Raw genomic sequence first — 24,716 nt, 5'->3', positions numbered from 1 at the left:
TCAGGCCTGCTGGCAGGCCGGGCACCAATAGAGCTTCCTGGCGCCGAGCTCGGTCAGCGCCACCGGCGTTCCGCAGTCCCTGCAGCCGAGTCCGTGGCGCCGGTAGACGAAGTGGGCCTCCTCCGGGGCCGGCAGGACGCCGCGGGATACGCCGGCTCCGGCCCCGTTCCAGTACTGCGGCGGCGTCGTGATGATCCGGCCGTCCCGGACGCCGTCGGTCATCATTGCCGCGGTGTCGTCCCAGAGCCGGCGGGCAGCGTCCGGTGACAGTTCGGCGCCGGGCAGCCAGGGGTTGAGCCGCTGCCGGAACAGGAGTTCGGCCCGGTAGACGTTCCCGACGCCGGCAATCACCTTTTGGTCCATCAGCAGGGCCGCCAGCGGTGTACGCTTGGCCGCCACGGTGGCGCTGAAGGCGTCCCGGTCGCCGGGAAGGTTCCGCAACGGGTCCGGGCCGAGCCGCGCCAGTACGGCCGCCGCTTCCGCGTCCGTGATCGCCTCGCACGTGGTCGCGCCGCGGAGATCGGCCCAGCCGTGCGCGCCGGCGAGCCGGACGCGGACGGCACCGACCGGCGCGGGCGGGCCCTCATATGAGGCCGGCCCGGCCGCCTCAGCGTCGTCGTAGACTTCCCGCTCCCCCACCTTCCGGGGCGCGCCGATGCTGGAGGCGCCGCGGAAGGTGGCGTCGCCGCCGAAATCCCAGGCGCCATAGAGGCCCAGGTGGACGTGCAGGAGAAGCCCGTGCCCGAACTCCAGGAAGAGGTGCTTCCCGTGCGCCACGGAACTGACGAGGGTGTGGCCGTCCAGCAGCGCAGCGCCCTGGGCAAACCGGCCCTGCGGACTGGAGACCGCGAGCCGCTCCCCCGCGAAGACGTCCCCGAACTGGCGGGCCAGACGGTGGACGGAATGCCCCTCCGGCACTAGTCGATGACCTCGCCGGTGCGCTCGTACGTGGCGATCTTGCCGATCCGGCGGACGTGGCGCTCATCGTTGCTGAAAGGTTCGGCCAGGAACGCCTCGATGATTTCCGTGGCCTCGTCGACGCTGTGCTGGCGGCCGCCGACGGCGACGACGTTGGCGTCGTTGTGCTCACGTGCCAGCTGGGCCGTGGACAGGTTCCAGGCCAGCGCGGCCCGGACGCCCTTGACCTTGTTGGCGGCGATCTGCTCGCCATTGCCCGAGCCGCCGAGGACGATGCCGAGGGCGCGGGTTCCGGCTTCCTGGTCCGCGACGACGGCGAGGGCGGCGTTGATGCAGAACGACGGGTAGTCATCCAGGGCGTCGTAGACCTTCGGTCCGTGGTCCACCACCTCGTAGCCCTTGGCGCTGAGGTGGCTGACCAGGTGGGCGCTGAGCTCCATTCCGGCGTGGTCGGTGGCAATGTGCACGCGGGGCAGGTCAGAAATGGTCACGGCTGTTCCGTTCGGTTGCGGCGCCGGGCGGCGGCCGGGGCGGGTGGGGTCTGGTCCAAGCGTACTAGGCCGGGCCTCCCGGGACCGTGCTGCAGCCCGCCGGAACCCTCACTGGACGGTCGTGTTACACAGGCCCGGCACGCCGTCGTACTCCACCGTCTTGCCCCACCGTATAGCTCCACCGGGGACCGACACTGAGGACCGACACTGAGGACCGACACCGCGGTGCTAGACGGCGGGGGTCCCGCCGTTCCGCCGGGCCCTGTCCGCCACCCGGGACAGCGTTTGGGCGATATTGTCCGCCGCGGTGGCACTGCCGCCGCTGACCGCCAGCCGGCGCCCGTCCGAGCGGTCGATGACCACCGCGGGGCCGCTGCTGACCAGCATCGCGGTGGTGTTGCCATGGGTCCGGTAGCCCCACCCGCCATAGTCCGCCGCCGTGACGTCCCTGGGCGTCGCGGCGTCGATGGCCGCGGCCGGAACCTCCATGACCCGGACGAAGCCTGCCGCGAAGACGTGGAGGCCGCCGCGGTCAACCCGGATCCGGGCCACCAGGAACGCCGCGGCCACCAGGGCCGCCGCCACCAGGAGGACAGACAGCCACGGCACGGCAATGGTCAGGAGGGCGGCCGGCAGAAGCGTTGCGATGCCGAGCATGACGAAGATGGAGCTGCGGGCGTGGACCCAGAGGCTGACCCGGTCCCTGGCCAAATCCGGATCCTGTTCGCGCTCAAGGGCCTGCCGGACGGCGACGTCGTCATCGACGGACCAGCGCTCGTCGGCCTTGAAGACAAAACCCATCACGATGCCCAGGCCGAGGGCCGCGCCGCTGCCGAGCGCCAGGACCGAGACATCCACATGGGATCCCCGCGCATCGGGCAGGCCCAGCTGGCCCACGAGCACCGCGGCAAGGACTGTGGTGACGAAGAGGCTCATGGACAGGCCGGCGCCCATCATGATGCGGCGCATCATCGCGGGGCGCGACAGCGGCACGGCCTGCAGCAGCACGGCCCAGCCGATCACCACGATCAGCGAGGCTCCGGCTCCCGCGACTGTCACGAACGGCGCGAAGTCGGCGGCACCGGCGGCGGTCCAGCGGACGGCCAGCGGCTCGGGCAGATCCGGGCGCACCAGAAGCGCACACACCACGAATCCTGCCGCCAGCATCAGGGGGAAACCGATGGCAAAGCGCAAAGCCCTGGCATCGACGGAGTCACGGATCTTTCCCATGCTCCAACGCTACCCCGGACGCACCTTGATGGATCTGGGGACGTGCGCGCAGGTCAGGAGGTGGACGGGAAGCAAATGTGGGATCAGACACGTAGTCCGGCGCCCGGACCTCGCCACGACCAAGAAGAGATCGCCGGGGCAGCGTCAACGTGGCCGCCCCAACCGCACCCATCTGACACGAATGGCCGCCAAGGGCATCGGCTTAGCGGCCATTCGTGGCAAATCGTGGAGTGGGCGCCGAGGCCTTGGGGCCGGTTGTGACCGGGCTAACTTGCCAAGGGCCGCTAACGTGAAAGAATAATTTCACAGTATCGCCGGCGACCGCGGCCGCGGCCGGCCGGCAGTATCCATCTTCTTCTGGAGGCCCCTTTGCCCGGTATGAACCTGACCCGCGCCGAAGCCCGCGAGCGCGCCGCCCTGATCGACGTCGATTCCTACGAGGTCAGCCTGGACCTGACCCGCGGCGAGAAGGTCTTCGGCTCCACCACGGCCGTGAAGTTCCGGGCCAAGCCCGGCTCGTCGACCTTCATCGACGCCGTCACCCACGCCGTGCACAGCGTCAGCCTCAACGGCCGCGAACTGGATCCGGCCGAGGTCTCCGACGGCGTCCGGATCCAGCTCCCGGACCTCGCGGCCGAGAACGACCTGCTGGTAGTCGCCGAAGCCCCGTACATGAACACCGGTGAAGGCCTGCACCGCTTCGTGGATCCGGTGGACAACGAGGTCTACCTGTACACCCAGTTCGAGGTCCCGGATTCGCGGCGCATGTTCGCCGTCTTCGAACAGCCCGACCTGAAGGCCAGCTTCACGTTCACCGTCACCGCCCCCTCGCACTGGGATGTCGTGTCCAACTCCCCCACCCCGGTGCCGGTGGAGACCATCCCCGGCGCGGATGGGGCCGCCCGCTCTGTCTGGGAGTTCACGCCGACACCGCGGCTGTCCTCCTATGTCACCGCGCTGATCGCCGGGCCGTACCAGTCAGTGCGCAGCGAGGTCACGTCGGCGGCGGGCAACGTCACCCCGCTGGGCATCTTCGCCCGCAAGTCGCTCATGCAGTACCTCGATGCGGACAACATCTTCGAGCTCACCCGGCAGGGCTTCGAGTTCTTCGAGGCCCAGTTCGGCTGCCCGTACCCGTTCGAGAAGTACGACCAGCTCTTCGTGCCGGAGTTCAACGCCGGCGCCATGGAGAACGCCGGGGCCGTCACCATCCTGGAAGGCTACGTCTTCCGCGGCAAGGTCACCGATGCCCAGGTGGAACGCCGCGCCATCACCGTGCTGCACGAGCTCGCGCACATGTGGTTCGGCGACCTCGTCACCATGCGCTGGTGGAACGACCTCTGGCTCAACGAGTCCTTCGCCGAATATATGTCCCACCTGGCCGCCGTCGAGAACACTGAGTTCGGCCACGCCTGGACCACGTTCGCGTCCGTGGAGAAGTCCTGGGCCTACCGGCAGGACCAGCTGCCTACCACGCACCCGATCTTCGCCGAGATCAACGACCTCCAGGACGTCGAGGTGAACTTCGACGGGATCACCTACGCCAAGGGCGCGTCGGTGCTGCGCCAGCTCGTCGCCTGGGTGGGCCCGGAGCAATTCATGTCCGGGGTGCGGGAGTACTTCAGCAAGCACGCCTGGCAGAACACCGAGCTCAGCGACCTCATGGCCGAACTCGAGAAGGCCAGCGGCCGCGACCTGGAACGGTGGGGGCAGCTCTGGCTGGAGACCGCCGGCGTGAACACCCTGACACCGGAAATCTCGGCGTCCGCGGACGGCACCATCGAGTCCTTCGCCATCGTGCAGTCGGCGATCGAGAGCGAACCGACCCTGCGCCCGCACCGCCTCGCCGTCGGCTTCTACAACCTCAACGGGACCGGCAAGCTGGAGCGGGTGCACCGCGAGGAGCTCGACGTCGACGGCGAGCGCACCGAAGTTCCGGCCTTGGCCGGCCTGGCCCAGCCGGACCTGATCCTGCTCAACGACGACGACCTCGCCTACGCCAAGGTGCGCCTGGATCCGAAGTCCCTCGCCACCGCAACGGCGCACCTGAAGGACTTCAGCCAGAGCCTCCCCCGCACGCTCGTGTGGGGCTCGGCCTGGGATGCGGCGCGCGACGGCGAGTCCCCGGCCCGGGGGTATGTGGAGCTGATCCTCGCCAACATTGCCGAGGAATCCGATTCTTCCGTGATCCTGGTCCAGCTCCGGCAGCTGGCCACCACGCTGACCTTCTACGTGGCCGAGGAGCACCAGGAGGCGACCGCCGTGGCCGCGGCCGACAAGCTCTGGGAGCTCGCCTCGGCGGTGCCGGCCGGCTCGGACGCCCAGCTGCAGTTCGTGAAGTCCTACGCCCTGCTGGCCCGCAGTGCCGGGCAGCTGGACACGGTCTCCGGGCTGCTGGACGGCTCACTCACCCTCGACGGGCTGAGCGTGGACCAGGACCTGCGGTGGGAGCTGCTGGCTTCCCTCGTGGCCGGCGGCCGCGCCGGGCAGGAGCGGATCGACGAGGAACTGGAGCACGACAACACCTCCAACGGCCAGAACGCGGCGGCCCTGGCCAAGGCCGCCATCCCCACCCCGGAGGCCAAGGCCGCGGCCTGGGAATCGATTGTGGTCAAGGGCGATCTGTCCAACGCCCTGCAGGGCTCCGCGGTGACCGGCTTTACCCGGGTCCTGGACACGTCCCTGCTCGAGCCGTACGCCGAGAAGTACTTCGAGGCCGTCCCGGGCATCATGGCAAGCCGCACCCACGCGCTGGCCTCGCAGATCGTCGTCGGGCTCTACCCGGCCCAGCTGACCACGCAGGCCACGGTGGACCGCACGGATGAGTTCCTGGCCTCGCTGCCGGAGGGCAGTGCGGCGCTGCGCCGGATGATGCTGGAGAACCGCGACGGCGTTGCCCGCGCCCTGCGCGCCCGCCAGGCCGACGTCGGCTAACGGCCTAGGCACCGGACCCCCGGCAAGCCTGGAACCCCGGCGCCGCCCTTGTGCGGCGCCGGGGTTCTGTCGTTCTAGGCTGGAGTCATGAGCCTTGACGAACATCACTATGCGCTGACCGTCCGCTGGACCGGGAACCGCGGGGCCGGGACGTCCTCGTACCGCGGTTACTCTCGGGACCACGACGTCGAGATCCCCGGGCTGCCGGTGCTGCGCGGCTCGGCCGATCCGACCTTCCACGGGGACCGGGAGCGCTACAACCCCGAACAGCTGCTGCTGGCCGCGCTCTCGCAGTGCCACATGCTCTCCTTCCTGCACGTGGCCGTGAAGCACGGCGTTGTGGTGACGGCCTACGAGGACCGGGCCGAGGGCCTGATGCGGACCAACCGGGACGGCAGCGGGCAGTTCGAATCCGTCACGCTGAGGCCCCGGGTGACGGTGGCGGAAGCGGCGGCACCGGATGTCCTTGAGGAACTCCACGTGGAGGCCAACAAGGTCTGTTTCATCGCCCGCAGCGTGAATTTCCCGGTGTTGCACGAGCCGACGGCTGTGGTGGAGGGCCAGGCTGACTGAATAGTTTTCAGGCGGCGCCGTCAGCCGGGCAGGCCGAGGCCTCTGTCCGGTACCCGGACACCAGCCGGCGCTCCGTCTCCGGGCTCATGCCGGCCTTGCGTTCACGGCCGAGTCCGCGGCGGCGTTCATCCGCCAGGGTGTCCCGCAGCGTGTCCATCCAGGGCCGGAGCCGCAGCCCTGCTGTCCGGGCAGCATCGTTGCTGCGGGTCGAGAAGCCCTCGTGGCCTGGCGGCAGCCACAGCGGCAGCGAGTCCGGGCCGGCCCAGTAGTTCGCACCGTGCGACGCCAGCCAGTCCTCGGGGGCGACAACCACCTCGGAGTCGGCGTCGGCGAGCTGGCGGGCTTCCTCCAGATAGGCGGCAAAGGGCACCGGCTCACCGACGGCGTTCAGCGCCCCAGTGGTTCCGTTCCCGGCGGCGGTGAGGATCCAGGCAGCGAGATCGCGGACGTCGATGATCTGGGTGGCGTCGGCGGGGATGTCCGGGACCAGGACGGGATCGTTGTCCCGGGCGAATCGGGCCGGCCAGTACCCGTAGCGGTCGGAGCCGTCCCCGGGTCCGCCGATCAGGCCGGCGCGGCAGAGGTGCGCCTTGCCGCCTGCCAGTTCCCGGGTCAGGTGCTCGATCGCGGACTTGGCCTCGCCGTAGTTTTCCATGGTCAGCTCCGTGCCCGGAGCCAGCGGCGGGAGCACCTGGGCGTCTTCGGCCTCGGCGGCCACTGAGTTGTCAGCGTAGACCGAGCAGCTGGAGATGAAGGTCCAGTGCCGGGCCGAGCCGGCCAGCGTCTCGAGGGCCTCACGTGCCTGGTCAGGGTCCCGCGAGACGTCGACGACGGCGTCCCACGCGCCGCTGCCGGCGGCCCCTTCGTACGCGGTCTTCCCCTGCGATCGGTCCGCGCGCAGCCAGGTGGCGCCGTCGGGCGGCGCGGCGGCGGAACCGCGGGCCAGGCATGTGACGTCGTGCCCGGCGGCGAGGGCCTGCCGGGCTACTTCAGTTGACAGGAAGGCCGTGCCGCCAAGGACCAGGATGCGCATGGGGCCACGCTACGGCGCTAATGTTGAAGTAGACCAGAGCGTTATGCGCCCGGCGAACGCAAGCCGCCTTTCCGGACGCCCAGCCCTGCTGCCGGCCGGCAGCAGGGCTGCAGTAAACAAGGAGTTTTCCCTCACCGATGATCAGCCTGACCACCATCGAACCAATCACCGCACCGGACATCTCGGCTGTCAACCTGCCAGGTGGCCTCATCAGCCTGGGCATCGGCGTCGCCGTGTGGCTGGCGGCATCCTTCGTGATCACCGGAATCACCAAACGGGTCGCGGCGGGCAGCACACTCTTCAAGAAGTCGCACTTCCGCTGGGTCGCTCCGGCGTTCCGCGCCCTGGACCACGAACGCCGCGTCCAGCGGGCAGAGACAATCGGCGCACTGCTCCGCAGCGTGGTCGGCGTCCTGATCGCCGTCCTCACCATCGTGTACGTGCTCAAGTACCTGAACGTGGACGTGGCTCCCATCCTGACGAGCGTCGGGATCCTCGGTGTGGCCATCGGCTTCGGTGCCCAGCAGTTGATCCGCGACTTCCTCGCCGGCATCTTCATTACCTTCGAGGACCAGTACGGCATTGGCGACATCATCGAGACTTCCGAGGTGGTGGGCACAGTCGAGGCCATGAACCTGCGGATCACCCGGGTCCGGGCCGACGACGGCACCATCTGGTACCTACGCAACGGCGAAATCCTGCGCGTGGGCAACCGCTCCCAGGGCACGTACATTCCGCCCGAGACGTCCCCGGCAGACGAGGCCGACAGCGCACCCCAGCAGAAGGCCGGAGAATAGTGAAATGACGATTCCCAGCGCCAGCGAACCCAGCCAGCCCAGGCAGCTGCTGCAGAACGATCCGTTCAGCCAGCCCGGCTACACGGACAACTTCTATGACGCCGTGGGCGGCCACGAGACCTTCGTGAAGCTCATCGATGTCTTCTACGACGGCGTCGCAACAGATCCGCTGTTGCGCGCCATGTACCCGGAAGAGGACCTTGGCCCGGCGAGGCGCCGCTTCCTGATGTTCCTGGAACAGTACTGGGGCGGGCCGACGACGTACGGCGAGGAGCGCGGGCATCCGCGGCTGCGGATGCGCCACATGCCGTTCCGGGTGACACCGGAGGCCAAGGAACGCTGGCTGTTCCACATGCGTGCCGCGGTGGATGCCCTGGAGCTGCCGCCGCTGTACGAGGGAACGCTCTGGGACTACATGGAGCGGGCAGCCCTGTCCATGGTGAACAGCCCGTCGGAAGGCTGAGCGAGGAGGGCGCCAGAGCTTCCTAGAGCCCGGTGCCGGTCCGGACCAGCACGTGGCCGCGGGTGCCGCTGAGCCGGAACCAGCGCCCGGCCCGGTAGAGCCGCTGCTCGCTCTCTGCCAGGAAGCCCAGGGTGAGCGCGGCGAACGCGGCCCCGGCCGGCAGGCCGCCGGCGTCGGGCAGTTCCCGGCCCCAGACCGTTGCCCTGGCGTTGTTGACGATCAACGCACCGGGCTTGTCCGGAATGATCGCGGCGATCTCCCTGATCCCGGCCTCCGCTGCGGTACGCAGGGCGGCGTCCTGGACGGTGCCGAGCAGTTCCCAGCCGGTCCGCGGCGCGCCGATCCCGGCCCACGACTCGCTGACGGTCACCGGCGGGACGGGAAGTTCGACATCGTGCGCCCCCGCCCGTGCCAGGCGGTCCAGCACGGCGGACAGCGGCACTGTCACGTCAGTGTCCGCCGGCTGAGCCAGCGCCATGGTCCGCAGGCCCAGGATGGTGGGGGTGGATTCGCCCAGGAGCCGGGGCCGCAGGACACAGACGTAGGCGGCCAGGACGGGGCCCGCGGCCTGGAGCCGGATGGCGCCGTCGTCAATGGACTTGGCGCGCGTCGCGAAGGTGCGCAGGTCGTCGAGGTCGCGGGGATCGGTGAACTGCAGGGGCTGGGTTAGGACATCAGACACACTACTGACTCTACCGGCTGCGCTTCTTTGGAGCGGCGCTGGACGCCGTCTAGAGTCAGACCATGACTGAAGCCGAAGCCGGACTGTTGGGGCTCCCGACCCAGGACCCCACCTCCTCGCTCATCCAACTTCTCAACCTCGGCGAGCTCGAGGGCGCCCGGACGGACGAGGACATCTTCATGGGTCCCTCCCAGCAACAGCCCAAGCAGCGCGTCTTTGGCGGCCAGGTGCTGGCGCAGTCCCTGATAGCCGGCAGCCGCACCGTCGATCCGGACCGCAGCGTGCACTCCATGCACGGTTACTTCCTCCGGCCCGGAGACGCCAACAAGCCGATCACCTTCGGTGTGCAGCGCCTGCGCGACGGGCGGTCGTTCTCGGCCCGCCGGGTCCACGCCTATCAGGAGGGCATGCCCATCCTGTCGATGATCGCGTCCTTCCAGGCCGAGGACGAGGGGATCGAGCACCAGTCCGAAATGCCCGCCGGGATCCCGGACCCCGAATCGCTGCCGAGCACGGCCGACCTGCTGGGCAAGTTCGATCACCCCGTGGCCCGGCACTGGGCCTACGAGCGGCCGTTCGATATCCGCCACGTCGATCCGGCGCTGTATGTCTCGGCCAAGGGACCGCGGGAGGCCCGCAACGCCGTGTGGATGAAGACCTTCGGCCCGATGCCCGACGACGCCGGCCTGCACCGGGCGGCCCTGGCCTACGCGAGCGACTACACCTTGCTCGAATCCATCCTCCGCAGGCACGGCATGAGCTGGATTACGCCGGGGATGTCCGTGGCAAGCCTGGACCACGCCATGTGGTGGCACCGGCCGGTCAGGGTCGACGAGTGGCTCCTGTACGTCCAGGAATCGCCCAGCGCCCAGGGCGCACGGGGCCTCGCGACGGGCAAAATCTTCAGCCGGGACGGCCGGCACGTGGCGACGGTGGCCCAGGAAGGCATGATCCGCGTCCCGAACGACTTCAAAAACACCGACCTGAAGAACACCGCGAAGGGCGCCGTGCAGGCCGCCGTCTGATCGAGGGCGCTGCAGCACCTGATCCGCAAGGCCAAGGGCTGCCAGTACTCCCCCGTCCGGCGGCTGGGACACGGTGTCCTCGGCACACGGCGTCCTCGGCGCACAGGCCCACCGCACACAAAAAGCCGGCTCCCCCTGAAACAGTTCAGGCGGGAGCCGGCTTTTTCGCGGCGCTGTAAGTCTTGCGGGCTTAGTCGCGGGTGAGGCGGCGGTGGGTTACCCGGTGCGGCTTGGCCGCATCCGGGCCCAGGCGCTCGACCTTGTTCTCCTCGTAGGATTCGAAGTTGCCCTCGAACCAGTACCACTTGGACGGGTTCTCCTCGTCGCCTTCGTAGGCGAGGATGTGGGTGGCCACCCGGTCAAGGAACCAGCGGTCGTGCGAGACGACGACGGCGCAGCCCGGGAATTCGAGCAGGGCGTTTTCGAGGCTGCTGAGGGTTTCGACGTCGAGGTCGTTGGTCGGTTCGTCGAGGAGCAGCAGGTTGCCACCCTGCTTGAGGGTCAGCGCCAGGTTGAGGCGGTTGCGCTCACCACCGGAGAGCACCCCGGCCTTCTTCTGCTGGTCCGGGCCTTTGAAGCCGAAAGCGGCCACGTAGGCGCGGGACGGCATTTCGACGTGGCCGACCTGGATGTAGTCGAGGCCGTCGGACACGACTTCCCACAGGGTCTTGTTCGGGTCGATGCCGCCGCGGCTCTGGTCGGCGTAGGAGATCTTGACGGAATCGCCGATCTTCAGTTCGCCGCCGTCGAGCGGTTCCAGGCCCACGATGGTCTTGAAGAGGGTGGACTTGCCGACGCCGTTGGGACCGATGACGCCGACGATGCCGTTGCGGGGCAGGCTGAAGGACAGTCCATCGATCAGGGTGCGGTCATCGAAGCCCTTCTGGAGACCCTTGGCCTCCAGCACGAGTCCGCCCAGGCGCGGGCCCGGCGGGATCTGGATCTCTTCGAAGTCGAGCTTGCGGGTACGGTCTGCCTCGGCAGCCATTTCCTCGTAGCGGGCCAGACGGGCCTTGGACTTGGTCTGGCGTCCCTTGGCGTTGGACCGGACCCATTCGAGTTCCTCGGTCAGGCGCTTGGCCTGCTTGGCGTCCTTCTTGCCCTGGACTTCCAGGCGGGCGCGCTTCTTCTCCAGGTACGTGGAGTAGTTGCCCTCGTACGGGTACAGGTGGCCGCGGTCCACTTCGGCGATCCACTCGGCCACGTGGTCGAGGAAGTACCGGTCGTGGGTTACGGCAAGGACGGCACCGGAGTAGCTGGAGAGGTGCTGTTCCAGCCACAGCACGCTCTCGGCGTCAAGGTGGTTGGTGGGCTCGTCGAGGAGCAACAGGTCCGGCTTCTGCAGCAGGAGCTTGCACAGCGCGACGCGGCGGCGCTCACCACCGGAGAGCAGGGTGACGTCGGCGTCGGCGGGCGGGCAGCGCAGTGCGTCCATAGCCTGTTCCAGCTGGGAATCGATGTCCCAGGCGTCGGCAGCGTCGATCGCTTCCTGCAGCTGTCCCATTTCCTCGAGGAGGGCATCGTAGTCAGCGTCGGGGCTGGCCATTTCCTCGGAGATCGCGTTAAAGCGCTGGATCTTGCCGTAGATTTCGCCGACGCCTTCCTGGACGTTGCCCAGGACGGTCTTGTCTTCGTTCAGCGGCGGCTCCTGCAGCAGGATGCCTACCGTGTAGCCGGGGCTGAGCCGGGCCTCACCGTTGGAGGGAGTGTCCAGGCCGGCCATGATCTTGAGAATGGTGGACTTACCGGCACCATTCGGGCCGACAACGCCAATCTTGGCCCCCGGGAAGAAGGACATGCTTACGTCATCGAGGATGAGTTTTTCGCCGACAGCCTTACGGGCCTTGGTCATTGTGTAGATAAATTCCGCCATGCCTACAAATCTAGTGGTTCGGGCGGGATAACTCACATTCCGTGAGCCCGGATCGGCCACTTAACGGCGTTCGAGGGTTCGGCTCAGTCCCGGACGCCCACGAGGCAGCCCCCGGAGGCCAGACCCGGCAGCAGCACAGCGACGGTGACGGTGCCGGTGCGGATCTGGGCCACGATGCAGTCGTTGCCGTCGCGCACTCCGGCCTCGACGGCGTCGACAGCCATGCCGTGGGCGTCCGCCCGGCTGTGACTTCCACAGCGTCGGCCGGAATCCCTGCCTTAACCAACGACGCGCGGATGCCCGCCGTTTCGGGCTGACTGCCGCCGCGGATGGCGGCGTTCAGGACCGCCTCGACCGTGGACTTCATGGCGGATTCCCTGTCGGGTTTCAGGTCGGGGTTCGCCAGCGGCGACGTCGTGGATGCCGGTGCCGGCGACGCAGTGGCTGTCGGTGCCGGGGACGTTGCGGAAGGTGTCCCCTGAGAGTCCGCGGCTTCAGAGGCCATAGCTCCGCTGCTACCGGCCGGCGTCGCACAGGCGAAGGCTGAAAGCAGGAGCACCAAGGTTGCGGCGGCCGGAGCGGCCCAGCCGACGCGACGGGCGGCCCCTCCCGCGGTGCGGGTGGGCGCCGCCCGTCCCGCAACGATCCTGGCGTGTTGCATCGGGCAATTCTGCCACGCGGCAGTGCCCCGTTCCGGCGTTCCGGTGACCAGTCCCGGCGCCCACGGCGCTGCCCGCCGGTCCTGCGGATTCAGGCTGCGGCCCCTTTCAGTTCTCCGGTTTCCTGGTCCACCTCCTCCTGCTCACCGCTCTCGTCATGGCTGAAGCTCGCGTGGTGGTCGGCACCGTGGTCGCCGTCCCCGTCGTCGTCCCCTGGCAGGCTCTGCGGTCCGCCGCCGTCGCCGTCGCCGCTACCGGGCGCGTCTGGGGAACCGGGTCCGGCGGCCGCCTGGCTTCCGGCTGCGGCTGAGCGCGTGAAGTTCGCAGAGCCCCACATGAGGTCGTGGCCAACTGACTCCGCGTCAATTTCGGCGACGTGGTAGACCCTGCCGTCCTTCTCCCAGCTCCGCATCTTCAGCCTGCCTACCACGATGACCCGCTGGCCCTTCTTGATGCTGCAGCCAATGTTGCCGGCCAGTTGCCGGTATCCCTGGACGGTGAACCAGTTGGTGTTGCCATCCACCCAGGTGCTGGAGCCGCGGTCGTAGCGGCGCTCGGTGGCGCCGAACCGGAAGGACGCCGTGGCCACGCCACCGGGTGTGGTCGAGCTTCTGATCTCCGAGGCGACGAAGCCACGGACCGTAATGTTGTCGCTCATTCTCATGTCCTGTCTCGAATTGTCGTGCCCTGCCGGGCAGTTCCAGCATCCCGCCGTGGACCGTGGCCGGGGAGGACCCGGCTGTGCCATGTGGATAACCGGCTGCCGGCAACGGTGTGGGGACCGTGTTGGGGAGAAGTCAGGGCCGGCAGGACCGGCCACCTGCCGGGCGTTGACCTCCACCGGCCGTCAGGCACTGTAAACTTTTTGAGGCGTCACCGGCAGCAGCCGGTGGGAGCCAGCGCGCCCCAGTAGCTCAGGGGATAGAGCAGCGGCCTTCTAATCCGCCGGTCGGGGGTTCGATTCCCTCCTGGGGCACAAGAGAGCGGCTCTGACCTGCGACAACGCACGGTCAGGGCCGCTTCCTATGTCAACTCCTATTTCAACCAGACCATCAGATCCACTTGTTGTGTTTGAACGTCAGGAACAGGATCCCGCCCATGCCGAGCATGAGCGCGAGTGCCATCGGATAGCCGAAGATCCAGTCGAGCTCGGGCATGTCGCGGAAGTTCATGCCGTAAATCGAGGCGATCAACGTCGGCGCAAACAAGATGGCAGCCCACGACGAGATCCGCTTGACCTGCTCGTTCTGGGCGAAGCTCGACTCCGTCAGGAGCCGCATTTCGTCGTTCTGCCGCTGGGCAACGAGGGCCGCGTTGACGGCCAGCGCGTTCTGCAGCAACGCCCGGAAGGCAGACACCCGCTCCCCCAGCCTGATGGCGTGGTCCAGGACGTCGCGGAAATGATCCTGCAGTTCGGGATCCGGCACGCCGTCCGGTCCGCCGCCCATGAGGCTCTGCAAGATTCCGGCCAGCGGGGCCGTGGCACGCTGAAACGTGATGACCTGGCGGGAGAGTTCATAGATCCTGCGCGATACGCCGGGGTCGGCAGCGAACAGGTCGTCTTCGATTTCATCGATATCGTTTTCCAGCCCTGCCGCCACGGGCTCGTACTCGTCCACCACCTGGTCCAGGATCGCGTACAACACCGCATCCGGTCCGAGCGCCAGGAACTCCGGCTCGGACTCCATCCGCCGGCGCACCCGGGCCAGGTCGGGAGACTCCGCCCGGCGGACAGTCACCACAAAGTCCGGTCCGGAAAACACATGGATCTCGCCGAACTCGACCTTTTCCACGTCGTCCAGGTACCGCGCGGGCCGCAGCACCAGGAACAACGTCTCGCCATAGTGCTCCAGCTTGGCCCGCTGGTGGCCGGCGAGCGCGTCCTCTACGGCCAGGTGGCTCAGGTCAAATTCCTCGGCCACGGAGCGCAGTTCCTGGGCTTCGGGCCGGTAGAGCCCGATCCAGGCCATGCCCTGGCGCTGCCGCAGCAGAAAGTATGTCTCCTCGAGTCCTTCCGGGTCGGCGGTCCGGTGACCGTCCACATAGACGGCGTTGTCAATAATCGTCACGGCCGCGCCTCCTCTTCAAGGCATTCGCTTTGCTGTGACGTTATACCGTCCCCGGGCCGGTGCCAACAGCCTGCACTGCCCCGCGGGCGCCGCTGGTTTCCGGGAAGGACCCCGGAAAGAATGCCCGGGAGAACGACGCCGACGGCGGCCGCCAGGGACCGCCAAAGCACGGTTGCTGGCGTGGGACGGAGCGCCCGAACCGTGCACACCCTATGCCCTGAGCCCCGCCAGCCCTCAGCACGCTTAGTATTGAATGGACTGGCAGGCTGGCAGGGATAGCCTGTGCGCCCTGCCCGCAATCGAAAGGTACGGCCGCCATGACCGAGACACCCCGCAGATTCGACCCCACCAATCCAGACGACGCCCCCACCTCCCCGTACGCGGGGTCCGGTGACGCCACACCCGCGCCCGCGTCCGCGCCCGCCGAGCAGAGCCCCGGCATGGATGTGGCCGCGACCAGCACGGATGTGGCCGCCACGACGGCGGGGCGCGCCGAAACCACCCAGCCCGAGGAACCCACGGCTCAGGCTCCCGCGCCGGCGCCCGCTCCGGACACGCGCCAGGTCACCCGTGCGGGAATGGTCTGGGCCGCGGTTGCCTGCGCGCTCGTGGTGCTGATCCTGCTGATCGCTTTCATCCTGCAGAACCAGGAATACGTGCAGGTGAAGTTCTTTGGCCTCGAAGGCTCGGTCCCGCTCGGCATCGCCTTGTTCATCGCGGCCGTCGGAGGCGGCGTCCTGGTCGCCATCGCCGGAGCCGCCCGCATCATCCAGCTCCGGCTCGCCGCGCACCGCGTCCGCCGCCAGGCCAGCCCGGGCACGCGCACGCGCTGACGCTGAAGCCGCCAGGCGCTACCCTCTTTCCATGCGCGACGCAGAACCCCGGGCCCAGGCAGCCATCACCACCGCCGCGGCGGACTGGCCCGACGTCGAGCGTCTCTTTGGCGTGCGCGGCGAACCCTCACGATGCTGGTGCCGGTTCTTTGCCTGGACCGGCCCGCAGTGGTCCGCGTCCACCCCGGAGGAGCGGAAGAACCAGTTGCGGGACAAGTTCGACGGCGGCCAGCCGGCGCCCGGGGTCCTGGCCTTCCGCGACGGGAATCCGGTGGGCTGGTGCGCCGTCGAGCCCCGCGGGTGCTACCCAAGGATCCTGCGCTCGAACGTGCTGGCGTCGGCCCCTGACGCCGCCCGGGATCCCGGCGTGGACCAAGTGTGGTCCGTCAGTTGCTTTGTAGTCTCCCCTGACCACCGACGCACCGGCGTGGCGGGGGCGTTGCTTGCCGCCGCCGTCGAACACGCCTCCGCCCACGGCGCAACGGTGGTAGAGGGTTATCCGGTCGACCCCGCGCAACGGCCCAAGGCCGGCCCGGCAGACCTCTACCACGGCACGCTGGGACTCTTTTTGGCGGCCGGCTTCACGGCGGCCGGCTTCACGGCGGCCGGCTTCACGGTGGTCAGCGGCACAGTGGTCAGCGGCGCAGTGCCGGGACGCGCCGTCGTCCGCCTGACGGTGCCCCGGGCCGGCAGGGACCGAGGGCGCTAGGGCAGGGTCAGGATCACCGGCCCGTCGGCGGTGATGGCCACGGTGTGTTCGCTGTGCGCGGCGCGGCGGCCGTTCGCTGAGCGGAGGGTCCATTCGTCGTCGTCATGGTAGTAGTCGTCCTTGCGGCCGAGAATCAGCATTGGCTCGATGGCGATGACCAGGCCCTCGGTCAATTTGATGCCGCGACCGGGACGCCCGTCGTTGGGCACGTGCGGCTCGGCGTGCATGGTCCGGCCGATCCCGTGGCCGCCGTGGTCGGCGAGCAGCCCGTAGCCTGCCCGGCGCGCTGCCCCGCCGATCGCGTAGGCGAGATCCCCCATCTTGTTCCCGATCCTTGCCGCTTCGATCCCCCTCGCCAGGGCGGCGTCCGTGGCGTCGATGAGGGCCTGGTCCACCGGGTCCACGGTCCCCACGATGAAACTGACGGCCGCATCGCCGCACCACCCGGCCAGGAAGGCGCCGCAATCCACGCTCAGGAGGTCCCCGTCCTGGAGCCGGTACTCGTTGGGGATGCCGTGCACGACGGCGTCGTTGACGGACGTGCAGATGACCCCCGGGAACGGCACGGACGCCCACCGCGGCCGGTAGTTCAGGAACGCCGGGGTGGCTCCCGCGTCGGCGATTGATGCCGCGGCGACATCGTCCAGTTCCTTGAGCGAAACGCCGACGGCGGCCGCCTCCCGGACCCGGGCGAGGGCGGTGGCGACCACCCGGCCGGCCTCGCGCATCAGTGCGATCTCTTCGGGACTCTTGATCATGGACATGGCTTTCCCTTCCGACGCGGAGCCGCGGCTTGCTGGCTTCAACTCTAAAGCCCGCCGCGGCGTGTCTACAGTGGCCTCATGACCACCACGGAACTGATTGACGCGATCCGCGGCAGCCTCCAGGCTGCTGCCGATCCTGGCCGCGCCGCGGGGGCCCAGGCCTACATGAAATCGCAGATGCCATCCCTGGGCGTGCGGGTTCCCGAGGTTCGCAGCATTGTCCGGGCCGCGGCCGCGGACCACCCGCCGGGCACCCTGGCGGAGCTGCAGTCCGCCGTGCTTGTGCTGTGGCGCAACGCCGGCCACCGTGAGGAACGCTATGCTGCGATCGAGCTCACGGGGCTCAAGCCGGCAGCCGGGGAACTGGGCATGCTGGCCCTCTATGAGGAAATCATCCGCACCGGAGCGTGGTGGGACCTGGTGGACGGGGTGGCCCACCGGCTGGGCGCCCTGTTGCAGGCCCACCGGGCAGAACTGACGCCGGTGCTCGAACGCTGGAGCCGGGACGAGGACTTCTGGGTCCGGCGGGCCGCGATCACCGCACAGCTGGGGGCGAAGGACGCCACGGACACGGAGCTCCTGGCCGCTGTGATCGAGGCCAACCTCGAGGACCGGGAGTTCTTCATCCGCAAGGCGATCGGGTGGGCGCTGCGCCAGTACGGCAGGACGGATCCGGCCTGGGTGAAAGCGTTTGTGCGGCGGCATGCGGACCGGCTCAGTCCGCTCTCGCGCAAGGAAGCGCTCAGGAACTTGGCGGCCTAGCCAGAACCAGCCCTAGATGATCGGCCGCGTGGTGACCGGCTCGTCCGACTTGGTGAACAGCAGCTTCGTCTTCGGGTCAAGGAAGATCAGGTACAGCGCAAACAGCAACGCAATGATCGCCGCGGCGTTGCGGGCCAGCGCCAGGGCCAGGCCCAGATCCGCGGTCTGCAGGTACGGGAAGACGTCGAGCTGGTCCGAGATCGCGTACACCATGAAGAAGGACACGATGAAGTAGAGCGCCTTGACCTGCCAGTCGTCGCGGATGCCCGTGACGGCGAAGAGCGGGATGAGCCAGACGATGTACCAGGACTGGATCATCGGGGACAGCAGCACGACGGCGGCGAACGCCAGGGTGAGCCGGCGCATCAGCCGGTCGTAGTCGCCGCGGAAGATCTGCCAGGCGACGATGCCGACGGCGAGCAGCTTGCCGGCGTCGAACGCCCACTTGGCCAGTCCCCAGCCGTCGAGCCCGAAGGCGTTGGAGATGGAGGCCACGATCAGGCCCACCAGGCCAACAGGCGCGTACCAGATCCAGATGCTGCCCGGGGCGGACAGCCCGTTGATCCAGCCGAAGCCGAAGCCATTGACCCGGCTCATGAGATACAGCAAGGCCACGCTGATGCCGGCCGTGAGGGCCCAGAAGACGAACTTGCGCGGCCAGCTGGCGCCCTTGCCCGCCCAGAGCAGGCCGATGAACGGCAGGAAGACCACCGTGATGGGCTTGACCGAGATGGAGAGCGTGACCAGCACGATTCCGAGGATGACCCGGCGCGTGGCGCAGTAATAAAGGCCCGCCAGGGCCAGGCCGATCATGAGGGCATCGTTGTGGACGCTGGCGATGAAGTTGGTGAGGAACAGCGGGTTGGCCGCCGTCAGCCACAGGGCCCGGTTCGGGTTCACTCCGTGCAGTTCGGCCAGTTTCGGCACGTAGATCACGCAGAGGACCACGCCCACCAGGGCCGCGATCCGGAACAGCATGATGCTGCCTTCAGGGTGCACGTTGGTGGCCCAGACCACGAACTGTTCGATCCACAGGAACAGCTGCCCGTAGGGGACGGGAGCTTCGGTCCACATTCTGTCGGCGCCCAGCTGGAAGTAGTTGGACAGCGCCGAAATGCCGTTTTCGTAGGGGTTGAAGCCCTCCACCATGAGCCGGCCCTGGCCGATGTACGCGTAGACGTCGCGGCTGAACAGCGGCACAGAGAACATCAGCGGCAGCCCCCACGCCACCGTCGCCTGGAGCGTGGCCTTGCGGGCCCCGGCCCCCCAGACCCGGACGCGCTGGCCGAGCCGCAGCCAGGCGCGGACAAGCAGCATGCCGCCGAAGGCCAGCAGGACAATGCAGAGGGCGACGCCGAGGGCCTCGGTGCGCATCCAGATGAACAGCGGGACTCGGCGAAGTTCGGATGCGGGGGCAAGCCAGCCGACGCCGATCGAACCGATAGTCATGAACAGCGAGCCCAGGAACCCGGCAAGGATCGGGGACCGCGGGGTATCGACGTCGCCGACGGCCCCTTCCCCCTCAGGGGAGGCCGCAGCCGGGGTGAGCGCGGTCCGGCCGGCCGCAGAAGGGCGGGACGTGGACGGGCGGGACGTACCGGCAGCCGTTTCCCCCGCCGCAGGCACAGGCGCCGTCATGTCAGGATCGTCCAATCTGTTGTGGGCCACAATTCCGCCCACAGCCGGCCGCAGTGTCCGGCCCGGGGCGCCGCGTCGAAGAAATAAGTGCCGAAATAATTCGGCGGCCGCGTATTCGAAATCCTAGCACCGGACGGCTCTGTGGCGTCGGAACGGTAGGCTGGGCGGGTGCCTATTACTAACGAACGCATCGTCTGGATCGACTGCGAAATGACCGGCCTGGACACCAAGAATGACGCCCTTATCGAGGTGGCCGCCCTGGTGACCGATTCGGAGCTCAACATCCTGGGGGACGGCGTCGACGTCGTGATCAAGCCCGACGACGCCGCGCTGGCCCAGATGAACGACTTTGTCCGCGACATGCACACACGGTCCGGCCTGCTGGCGGAGCTTCCGCACGGCAAGACGATGGCCGAAGCGCAGGCAGCCGTGCTCGCCTACATCAAGAAATGGGTGCCGGATCCCCGGAAGGCCCCGCTCGGCGGCAACTCGGTGGGCACCGACCGCGTGTTCCTTGTCCGCGACATGCCCGACGTGGTGGAGCACCTGCACTACCGGGTCATCGATGTGAGCACCATCAAGGAACTCTCCCGCCGCTGGTTTGCCCGGGCCTACTTCCAGTCCCCGGCCAAGCTGGGCGGCCACCGGGCGCTCGGCGACATCAAGGACTCCATCGACGAACTCCGGTATTACCGCGAGGCCGTATTTGTCCCCGCGCCGGGCCCGGACAGTGCCACGGCGCAGCGGATCGCCAAGCGCGTCATGGGCGGCGAAGCAGCCGAGCCCACCCCGGCGGAGTAGCGCCCGCACACCTCCCCTCCGCGCAGCAGAGCCTATGAAACGTCGCCGGGGACGTGGCGCGGAAAAGTAATCTGCGCCACGTTTCGCGGAAATTTCGGCGAAAATCGCAAAAGTGGCAAAACCACCCCCAAACAGCAGGTAAGCTATTTGTCGTTGCCTTTCCAGTCAGCCGGTTCGCCGGAGGGCGTGATATGGCACATGGTGGGCGTAGCTCAGTTGGCAGAGCGCCTGGTTGTGGTCCAGGAGGTCGCGGGTTCAACCCCCGTCGCTCACCCTCATGAAGGACGGCAGTGATTGTCCGACCTTTTCCAAAGGCCGCACCGGTTATCCGGTGCGGCCTTTGTTGTCTGTATTGGAAGGAATCGCAGTGAAGCGCAAGCTGTTTGAAGAAGACCACGAGATGTTCCGTGAGATGGCCGCCGAGTTCAACGCGCGTGCGGTCGCTCCCCACTACACCCAGTGGGACGAGGACCACATGATGCCCCGGGAACTGTGGTCCGCTGCCGGCGAGCAGGGCCTGCTGGGCCTGGCCGTGCCGGAAGAGTTCGGCGGCATGGGGATGTCCGACTACCGATTCCGGACAGTGCTGGACGAAGAATTCGCCAAGAGCAACCACCTCGCGGTCGGCCTGGCGTTCCACCTGCACGATGACATGGTCCTCCCCCACCTGCTGGCCTACGGCTCCGATGACCTCAAGGCCTGCTGGCTCCCGGGCATGGTCTCGGGCGAAAAGATCACCTCGGTCGCCTGGACCGAACCGGGGGCCGGCTCCGACCTGCGCGGCATCCGCACCAAGGCAGTCCGCGACGGCGACGACTGGCTGATCACTGGCCAGAAAACGTTTATCGGCAACGGCATCTCCGGCGACGCCTCCCTCGTCCTGGCCCGCACTGACGGCGGCACCGGACGCGGAAACCGCGACTCGTTCTCGCTCTTCATGGTCCAGAAGGGTGAGGGCTACAACACCGGCAAGCAACTGGACAAGATGGGCCTCAAGGCCTCCGACACGGCCGAGCTGTTCTTCGACAACGTCCGCGTCCCGCACGCGGACCTCGTCGGCGAGGAAGGCAAGGGCCTGCAGTACGCGGCCGAACAGCTCCCCCAGGGCCGGCTGGCGATCGCTGTGGCAAGCTCCGCCGTCGTGCGCGCCACCTACGAGGCGACTGTCCGCTACACGAAGGACCGCAACGCGTTCGGCGAGCGAATCATCGATTTCCAGAACAGCCGCTTCGAACTCGCCGACCTCCTCACGGAGGTCGAGGTCACCGAAGCGTACGTGGACCAGGCCATCCTGGCGTTCAACGCCGGAGAGCTCGACGCCGCAGGCGCTGCCCGTGCCAAACTGTGGGCGTCCGAGCGCGCCAAGTCCGTCACGGACCGTTGCCTGCAGCTGCACGGCGGGTACGGCTACATCATGGAATACCCGGTGGCCCAGGCCTACCTCGCCGCCCGGCTGCTGACGATCTTCGGCGGCACCAACGAAATCATGCGCGACGTCGTCGGCCGCACCATCGCCGGCTGAGACGCCGCGACTCCACCTGCATCCGAGGAACTTTCCTGATATGACCGTCCTGCCCATCACGATCTGGGGCGAGCCCGTGCTGCACCGCCGGGCCGCGGAAGTCGAAGTCTTCGACGACGAGCTCCGCACCCTGATCACCGACATGTTCGAGACCAACGACGCCGCCAACGGCGTCGGGCTGGCGGCCCCCCAGGTGGGGGTCGGCAAGCGGCTCTTCGTGTACAAGTACGACAACGACGACGGCGCCCCGGCCACCGGCGTCGTGGTCAATCCTGTCCTGACACTTTCGAAGATTTCCGGCGCGCTGCCGGACCCCGACGAGGAAGAGGAAGGCTGCCTGTCCTTCCCCGGCGGACAGTATCCGCTCAAGCGGGCCGAATGGGCGAGGGTCCAGGGCTTCGACGGTGACGGGAAGCCGGTGGAATTCGAGGCGACCGGCTGGTTCGCCCGGGTCATCCAGCACGAGTACGACCACCTCGACGGCAAGCTCTACGTCAACCGGCTCATTGACCGCTATGCCCGCCGGGCCATGAAGCAGGCCAAGCGCAGCGGCTGGGGCGTTCCCGGCCTGACCTGGATGCCGGGAGTAGACCCGGACCCGTTCGGCCACTGACGGCGGCAGTTAGGCGCTGCTGCACGCGGACTTTCCCCACGTTTGACGCCGACGCGCAGGAAATCGCCGGCGGTTTGGCGGGACGAGCCGGCGGCGGGTCCCAAAGGTGGGGAATTTCGGCGGGATTTCCCGGGTCAGCAGTGACCCGGCCGGCCAGTTCTTTTAGGTCCGGTCGACGGCGGCCAGGATCGCGGCTCCGAGCTCTGCCGGCCTGGTGAACTGCGGCCAGTGTCCTGTAGGCAGGTCCACGTAGTCGACCTGGCGGATCCGTCCGAGCTCCGCCACATACGGGTGGCCGCCGGCAACCATTTCCGTCAGCATCGAGGACGGGAATTCGCAGGCGATGACGGTGACCGGAACCTCGAAGCGGCGTTCATCCGAGAGCTGCTGCCGGTCCTGGGCCACGCCGCGGGGCTGCGGGATGGCACGGGCACGGAACATGGCGCGCAGCTCGTCGGTCAGGTCGGTGAGGTCCGCGTCCTCGAAAAGCTCCCACGGCGGCAGCGGCACCTCGTCGCCGTCGGCCGGGAGTTCGTCATTGATGACCCCGCCCTCCCCCAGCGGTCCGCTGTCCACGTAGACAGCCCGGGCCACCCGGTCCGGGCGGGCATCGACGGCGCCATGGATGATGGCCCCGCCGCCGGAGTGGCCCACCAGGACCACCGGCGCGTCGAAGGAATCGATCTTCGCCACCACGGCGTCGATGTGGGTGCGCAGGCCGATCCCGGCGCGCGGCGCATCGGCCGACTCCAGGCCCGGCAGCGTCAACGGGTGGACCTTGTGCCCGGCCGCGGTCAGCGGCGGGGTGACGTCAGCCCACGACGAGGCGTCCAACCAGAATCCGGGTACGAGGATGATGTCCATGCCGGTACCCTACCGGTCGAGTACCAGCTCCACCACCTGATACGGGTCCTCGCCCGGGACCAGGTTGTGCATGGTGATGCGTCCGCCCGGGCCGTCCGCCGGGTGCAGGTGGATCTGCCAGCCCCAGTCCGGGCCGGTCGGCGCCGCATAGGAGCCGTTGAGCCGGAGGACGCCGTCGCCGCCCACGGTCCCGGAAAACTGCATCAGCGCCCTGCCCGTGTGCCAGGAGTCCAGCCACACAGCGGTGGCGGGATCCGCGCCGGACGCGCCGCCGGCCAGGATCAGGAGGCCTTCCTGCTGGCTCTCACCGTCTGACCAGGTGTAGGCGACACTCGCGAAGTGTGCGGCGGTCACCGTCACCGTGGCGGTGGCCGCCGAAGCCTTGTAGTCGTCCGTGGGCATGAGCCGCAAGCGGTTTTGTCCATGCCAGGTGCCAAGGAACGGTGTCACGTATTTCACAATGTCCATGCGGCAGTCTACTGAACCAACCGATCCTGCTCAGTCCGCGGCCGGCTTTTCGAATCTCGCCGCGAAGTCCGGGACATAGCGGAACAGTTCCCGCGGCGGGCGCGTGTAGTTGACGGCCTTCGGCCGTTCCGGAAGGGTCACCGGCTCGGTCCGTACTTCGGTGTAGTCGATGCTGGAGAGCAGGTGGGCGATGAGGTTGATCCGTGCCCGGCGTTTGTCTTCGGCTTCCACCACGTACCAGGGTGAATCCGCGGTGTCTGTCTGCACGAACATGTCGTCCTTGGCCCGCGAGTAGTCTTCCCAGCGCAGGATTGCCTCCCGGTCCATCGGCGAGAGCTTCCATTGCCGCATGGGATCATCCAGCCGGGATTTGAACCGCCGCTCCTGTTCCCCATGGCTGATCGAGAACCAGTACTTGAAGACCAGGATGCCGTCCTGGATGAGGAGCCGTTCAAAAACCGGGCACTGGGCCATGAAGCGTTTGTGCTCCGCCGGGGTGCAAAAGCCCATCACGTGTTCGACGCCGGCGCGGTTGTACCAGGAGCGGTCCATCAGGACGATTTCCCCGGCGGCGGGCAGATGCGCCACATAGCGCTGGAAGTACCATTCACCGCGTTCGCGCTCCGTCGGCGCCGGCAACGCGACTATCCGGGCAAACCGCGGATTCAGGTACTCGGTGACCCGCTTGATAGCACTCCCCTTACCGGCTGCATCCCGACCCTCGAAGATGATGAGGACCCGCGCCCCGGTGCTCCGGACCCACTCCTGGAGGGCAACCAGTTCTGCCTGGAGCCGCAGAAGTTCGGCCTTGTAGAGTCCGGCGTCGAGCCGGGCCGGCCGCCGTGCGGAGCCCTTCTTGTGGCCGGCGTGCCCCTTGCCTGAATTGTGCGTGCGATGTGCCATGGCTTCCGTTCCAGCATTTGGGGCGCGCGGTTTGTCCCACCGCGCCCATTGTCGCCGGGCAGCAGAACGGCTGCAAGGGTCCTCCAGCCCGG

The 24,716-nt window shown here is 68.0% G+C and carries 26 protein-coding genes and 2 tRNA genes; 14 read left to right on the top strand and 14 right to left on the bottom strand.

Annotated elements, in window-relative coordinates; all coding sequences use genetic code 11:
- From ARTB_RS00830 to ARTB_RS00820, 3 genes are all read right to left on the bottom strand, one after another.
- Window positions 1-918 carry an Fpg/Nei family DNA glycosylase gene (locus ARTB_RS00830; RefSeq protein ID WP_028277846.1) on the bottom strand — a complete coding sequence of 306 codons (918 nt, stop codon included), beginning with the start codon at window positions 916-918 and terminating at the stop codon, window positions 1-3.
- Window positions 918-1,409: a ribose-5-phosphate isomerase gene (locus ARTB_RS00825; RefSeq protein WP_028277845.1), complete on the bottom strand. Its 492-nt coding sequence runs from the start codon at window positions 1,407-1,409 to the stop codon at window positions 918-920. The genes ARTB_RS00830 and ARTB_RS00825 overlap by 1 nt, the downstream gene beginning before the upstream one ends.
- A gap of 228 nt (window positions 1,410-1,637) precedes the next feature.
- Window positions 1,638-2,639, bottom strand: coding sequence for a hypothetical protein (locus ARTB_RS00820; RefSeq protein WP_243177219.1), 1,002 nt, complete (start codon window positions 2,637-2,639; stop codon window positions 1,638-1,640).
- Window positions 2,640-3,017: 378 nt separating this feature from the next.
- On the opposite strand from ARTB_RS00820, the gene pepN reads away from it, so the two are divergent.
- Both pepN and ARTB_RS00810 read left to right on the top strand, forming a co-directional pair.
- Window positions 3,018-5,573, top strand: coding sequence for an aminopeptidase N (gene pepN, locus ARTB_RS00815; protein ID WP_243177218.1), 2,556 nt, complete (start codon window positions 3,018-3,020; stop codon window positions 5,571-5,573).
- An 87-nt stretch (window positions 5,574-5,660) separates the two neighbouring features.
- Window positions 5,661-6,146, top strand: a complete 486-nt coding sequence (locus ARTB_RS00810) for an OsmC family protein (RefSeq protein ID WP_243177217.1) — start codon at window positions 5,661-5,663, stop codon at window positions 6,144-6,146.
- A gap of 7 nt (window positions 6,147-6,153) precedes the next feature.
- Here ARTB_RS00810 and ARTB_RS00805 read toward each other — a convergent pair whose 3' ends face one another.
- Window positions 6,154-7,179 carry an NAD-dependent epimerase/dehydratase family protein gene (locus tag ARTB_RS00805; RefSeq protein ID WP_243177216.1) on the bottom strand — a complete coding sequence of 342 codons (1,026 nt, stop codon included), beginning with the start codon at window positions 7,177-7,179 and terminating at the stop codon, window positions 6,154-6,156.
- Window positions 7,180-7,316: 137 nt separating this feature from the next.
- Between ARTB_RS00805 and ARTB_RS00800 the strand changes: the two genes are divergently transcribed.
- Complete coding sequence (locus ARTB_RS00800) at window positions 7,317-7,976, top strand: mechanosensitive ion channel family protein (RefSeq protein WP_243177215.1); 660 nt, start codon at window positions 7,317-7,319, stop codon at window positions 7,974-7,976.
- Window positions 7,977-7,980: 4 nt separating this feature from the next.
- A complete protein-coding gene (locus ARTB_RS00795) occupies window positions 7,981-8,439 on the top strand; it encodes a globin (RefSeq protein ID WP_243177214.1) in 459 nt (152 codons plus the stop codon).
- Window positions 8,440-8,461: 22 nt separating this feature from the next.
- Here the strand turns inward: ARTB_RS00795 and ARTB_RS00790 are convergent, their stop codons facing one another.
- Entirely contained in the window at window positions 8,462-9,121 is a 660-nt protein-coding gene (locus ARTB_RS00790; RefSeq protein WP_243177213.1) for a hypothetical protein, read from the bottom strand.
- A gap of 62 nt (window positions 9,122-9,183) precedes the next feature.
- On the opposite strand from ARTB_RS00790, the gene ARTB_RS00785 reads away from it, so the two are divergent.
- A complete protein-coding gene (locus tag ARTB_RS00785) occupies window positions 9,184-10,146 on the top strand; it encodes an acyl-CoA thioesterase (RefSeq protein ID WP_243177212.1) in 963 nt (320 codons plus the stop codon).
- A gap of 190 nt (window positions 10,147-10,336) precedes the next feature.
- Here the strand turns inward: ARTB_RS00785 and ettA are convergent, their stop codons facing one another.
- Together ettA and ARTB_RS00775 are read right to left on the bottom strand one after the other, a co-directional pair.
- Window positions 10,337-12,019 (bottom strand): energy-dependent translational throttle protein EttA, encoded by a 1,683-nt coding sequence (ettA, locus tag ARTB_RS00780; protein ID WP_026266424.1) that lies wholly within the window; start codon window positions 12,017-12,019, stop codon window positions 10,337-10,339.
- An 83-nt stretch (window positions 12,020-12,102) separates the two neighbouring features.
- Complete coding sequence (locus tag ARTB_RS00775; protein WP_243177211.1) at window positions 12,103-12,243, bottom strand: DUF6993 domain-containing protein; 141 nt, start codon at window positions 12,241-12,243, stop codon at window positions 12,103-12,105.
- Between the two features lie 105 nt (window positions 12,244-12,348).
- Here ARTB_RS00775 and ARTB_RS00770 point away from each other — a divergent pair, with 105 nt between their 5' ends.
- Window positions 12,349-12,501, top strand: coding sequence for a hypothetical protein (locus ARTB_RS00770; RefSeq protein ID WP_243177210.1), 153 nt, complete (start codon window positions 12,349-12,351; stop codon window positions 12,499-12,501).
- Window positions 12,502-12,769: 268 nt separating this feature from the next.
- Here ARTB_RS00770 and ARTB_RS00765 read toward each other — a convergent pair whose 3' ends face one another.
- The gene (locus ARTB_RS00765; RefSeq protein ID WP_243177209.1) at window positions 12,770-13,336 is read right to left on the bottom strand and encodes a single-stranded DNA-binding protein; all 567 of its coding nucleotides are present in this window, start codon (window positions 13,334-13,336) and stop codon (window positions 12,770-12,772) included.
- A 245-nt stretch (window positions 13,337-13,581) separates the two neighbouring features.
- Between ARTB_RS00765 and ARTB_RS00760 the strand changes: the two genes are divergently transcribed.
- Window positions 13,582-13,654: transfer RNA gene (locus tag ARTB_RS00760), tRNA-Arg, on the top strand.
- A gap of 76 nt (window positions 13,655-13,730) precedes the next feature.
- On the opposite strand, the gene ARTB_RS00755 is transcribed toward ARTB_RS00760, so the two are convergent.
- Entirely contained in the window at window positions 13,731-14,747 is a 1,017-nt protein-coding gene (locus ARTB_RS00755) for a magnesium and cobalt transport protein CorA (RefSeq protein WP_243177208.1), read from the bottom strand.
- 317 nt (window positions 14,748-15,064) lie between these two features.
- On the opposite strand from ARTB_RS00755, the gene ARTB_RS00750 reads away from it, so the two are divergent.
- Window positions 15,065-15,580 (top strand): LapA family protein, encoded by a 516-nt coding sequence (locus tag ARTB_RS00750; protein ID WP_243177207.1) that lies wholly within the window; start codon window positions 15,065-15,067, stop codon window positions 15,578-15,580.
- Window positions 15,581-15,611: 31 nt separating this feature from the next.
- On the top strand, window positions 15,612-16,289 hold the full coding sequence (locus ARTB_RS00745) for a GNAT family N-acetyltransferase (protein WP_243177206.1): 678 nt from the start codon (window positions 15,612-15,614) through the stop codon (window positions 16,287-16,289).
- Here the strand turns inward: ARTB_RS00745 and map are convergent.
- Window positions 16,286-17,053, bottom strand: a complete 768-nt coding sequence (gene map / locus ARTB_RS00740) for a type I methionyl aminopeptidase (RefSeq protein ID WP_243177205.1) — start codon at window positions 17,051-17,053, stop codon at window positions 16,286-16,288. The genes ARTB_RS00745 and map overlap by 4 nt on opposite strands.
- A gap of 78 nt (window positions 17,054-17,131) precedes the next feature.
- On the opposite strand from map, the gene ARTB_RS00735 reads away from it, so the two are divergent.
- Window positions 17,132-17,815, top strand: a complete 684-nt coding sequence (locus ARTB_RS00735; protein WP_243177204.1) for a DNA alkylation repair protein — start codon at window positions 17,132-17,134, stop codon at window positions 17,813-17,815.
- Between the two features lie 12 nt (window positions 17,816-17,827).
- Here the strand turns inward: ARTB_RS00735 and mptB are convergent, their stop codons facing one another.
- Entirely contained in the window at window positions 17,828-19,453 is a 1,626-nt protein-coding gene (gene mptB / locus ARTB_RS00730) for a polyprenol phosphomannose-dependent alpha 1,6 mannosyltransferase MptB (protein WP_243177203.1), read from the bottom strand.
- Between the two features lie 168 nt (window positions 19,454-19,621).
- On the opposite strand from mptB, the gene orn reads away from it, so the two are divergent.
- The 4 genes from orn (at window position 19,622) to def (ending at window position 22,389) form a co-directional block, all read left to right on the top strand.
- Window positions 19,622-20,254 (top strand): oligoribonuclease, encoded by a 633-nt coding sequence (gene orn, locus ARTB_RS00725; protein WP_308197202.1) that lies wholly within the window; start codon window positions 19,622-19,624, stop codon window positions 20,252-20,254.
- A 201-nt stretch (window positions 20,255-20,455) separates the two neighbouring features.
- A tRNA-His gene (locus tag ARTB_RS00720) sits at window positions 20,456-20,528 on the top strand.
- Window positions 20,529-20,621: 93 nt separating this feature from the next.
- Window positions 20,622-21,776 carry an acyl-CoA dehydrogenase family protein gene (locus ARTB_RS00715; RefSeq protein ID WP_243177202.1) on the top strand — a complete coding sequence of 385 codons (1,155 nt, stop codon included), beginning with the start codon at window positions 20,622-20,624 and terminating at the stop codon, window positions 21,774-21,776.
- Window positions 21,777-21,816: 40 nt separating this feature from the next.
- Window positions 21,817-22,389: a peptide deformylase gene (gene def / locus ARTB_RS00710; RefSeq protein ID WP_243177201.1), complete on the top strand. Its 573-nt coding sequence runs from the start codon at window positions 21,817-21,819 to the stop codon at window positions 22,387-22,389.
- 162 nt (window positions 22,390-22,551) lie between these two features.
- Here def and ARTB_RS00705 read toward each other — a convergent pair whose 3' ends face one another.
- From ARTB_RS00705 to ppk2, 3 genes are read right to left on the bottom strand one after another with little or no spacing between them, the layout of a single operon-like run.
- Window positions 22,552-23,253: an alpha/beta fold hydrolase gene (locus ARTB_RS00705; protein ID WP_243177200.1), complete on the bottom strand. Its 702-nt coding sequence runs from the start codon at window positions 23,251-23,253 to the stop codon at window positions 22,552-22,554.
- Window positions 23,254-23,262: 9 nt separating this feature from the next.
- Window positions 23,263-23,721: a DUF1579 family protein gene (locus ARTB_RS00700; RefSeq protein WP_243177199.1), complete on the bottom strand. Its 459-nt coding sequence runs from the start codon at window positions 23,719-23,721 to the stop codon at window positions 23,263-23,265.
- A gap of 30 nt (window positions 23,722-23,751) precedes the next feature.
- Window positions 23,752-24,624, bottom strand: a complete 873-nt coding sequence (gene ppk2 / locus ARTB_RS00695) for a polyphosphate kinase 2 (protein WP_243177198.1) — start codon at window positions 24,622-24,624, stop codon at window positions 23,752-23,754.
- Window positions 24,625-24,716: the final 92 nt, after the last annotated feature.

The sequence above is a fragment of the Arthrobacter humicola genome (assembly GCF_022803015.1).
Lineage (GTDB): Bacteria > Actinomycetota > Actinomycetes > Actinomycetales > Micrococcaceae > Arthrobacter > Arthrobacter humicola_A.
This window is presented reverse-complemented; position numbering and strand designations above follow the sequence as displayed.

Excerpts from the sequence above, each read along its gene's own strand:
- ARTB_RS00700 (WP_243177199.1), bottom strand. The coding sequence starts at position 23,721 with ATGGACATTGTGAAATACGTGACACCGTTCCTTGGCACCTGGCATGGA.
- ARTB_RS00800 (WP_243177215.1), top strand. The coding sequence starts at position 7,317 with ATGATCAGCCTGACCACCATCGAACCAATCACCGCACCGGACATCTCG.
- ARTB_RS00775 (WP_243177211.1), bottom strand. The coding sequence starts at position 12,243 with ATGGCTGTCGACGCCGTCGAGGCCGGAGTGCGCGACGGCAACGACTGC.
- ppk2 (WP_243177198.1), bottom strand. The coding sequence starts at position 24,624 with ATGGCACATCGCACGCACAATTCAGGCAAGGGGCACGCCGGCCACAAG.
- ARTB_RS00765 (WP_243177209.1), bottom strand. The coding sequence starts at position 13,336 with ATGAGCGACAACATTACGGTCCGTGGCTTCGTCGCCTCGGAGATCAGA.
- ARTB_RS00705 (WP_243177200.1), bottom strand. The coding sequence starts at position 23,253 with ATGGACATCATCCTCGTACCCGGATTCTGGTTGGACGCCTCGTCGTGG.
- ARTB_RS00785 (WP_243177212.1), top strand. The coding sequence starts at position 9,184 with ATGACTGAAGCCGAAGCCGGACTGTTGGGGCTCCCGACCCAGGACCCC.
- map (WP_243177205.1), bottom strand. The coding sequence starts at position 17,053 with ATGTCCATGATCAAGAGTCCCGAAGAGATCGCACTGATGCGCGAGGCC.
- pepN (WP_243177218.1), top strand. The coding sequence starts at position 3,018 with ATGAACCTGACCCGCGCCGAAGCCCGCGAGCGCGCCGCCCTGATCGAC.
- ARTB_RS00820 (WP_243177219.1), bottom strand. The coding sequence starts at position 2,639 with ATGGGAAAGATCCGTGACTCCGTCGATGCCAGGGCTTTGCGCTTTGCC.
- def (WP_243177201.1), top strand. The coding sequence starts at position 21,817 with ATGACCGTCCTGCCCATCACGATCTGGGGCGAGCCCGTGCTGCACCGC.
- ARTB_RS00770 (WP_243177210.1), top strand. The coding sequence starts at position 12,349 with ATGGCGGCGTTCAGGACCGCCTCGACCGTGGACTTCATGGCGGATTCC.
- ARTB_RS00735 (WP_243177204.1), top strand. The coding sequence starts at position 17,132 with ATGACCACCACGGAACTGATTGACGCGATCCGCGGCAGCCTCCAGGCT.
- ARTB_RS00810 (WP_243177217.1), top strand. The coding sequence starts at position 5,661 with ATGAGCCTTGACGAACATCACTATGCGCTGACCGTCCGCTGGACCGGG.
- ettA (WP_026266424.1), bottom strand. The coding sequence starts at position 12,019 with ATGGCGGAATTTATCTACACAATGACCAAGGCCCGTAAGGCTGTCGGC.
- ARTB_RS00805 (WP_243177216.1), bottom strand. The coding sequence starts at position 7,179 with ATGCGCATCCTGGTCCTTGGCGGCACGGCCTTCCTGTCAACTGAAGTA.
- ARTB_RS00745 (WP_243177206.1), top strand. The coding sequence starts at position 15,612 with ATGCGCGACGCAGAACCCCGGGCCCAGGCAGCCATCACCACCGCCGCG.
- ARTB_RS00795 (WP_243177214.1), top strand. The coding sequence starts at position 7,981 with ATGACGATTCCCAGCGCCAGCGAACCCAGCCAGCCCAGGCAGCTGCTG.
- mptB (WP_243177203.1), bottom strand. The coding sequence starts at position 19,453 with ATGACGGCGCCTGTGCCTGCGGCGGGGGAAACGGCTGCCGGTACGTCC.
- ARTB_RS00750 (WP_243177207.1), top strand. The coding sequence starts at position 15,065 with ATGACCGAGACACCCCGCAGATTCGACCCCACCAATCCAGACGACGCC.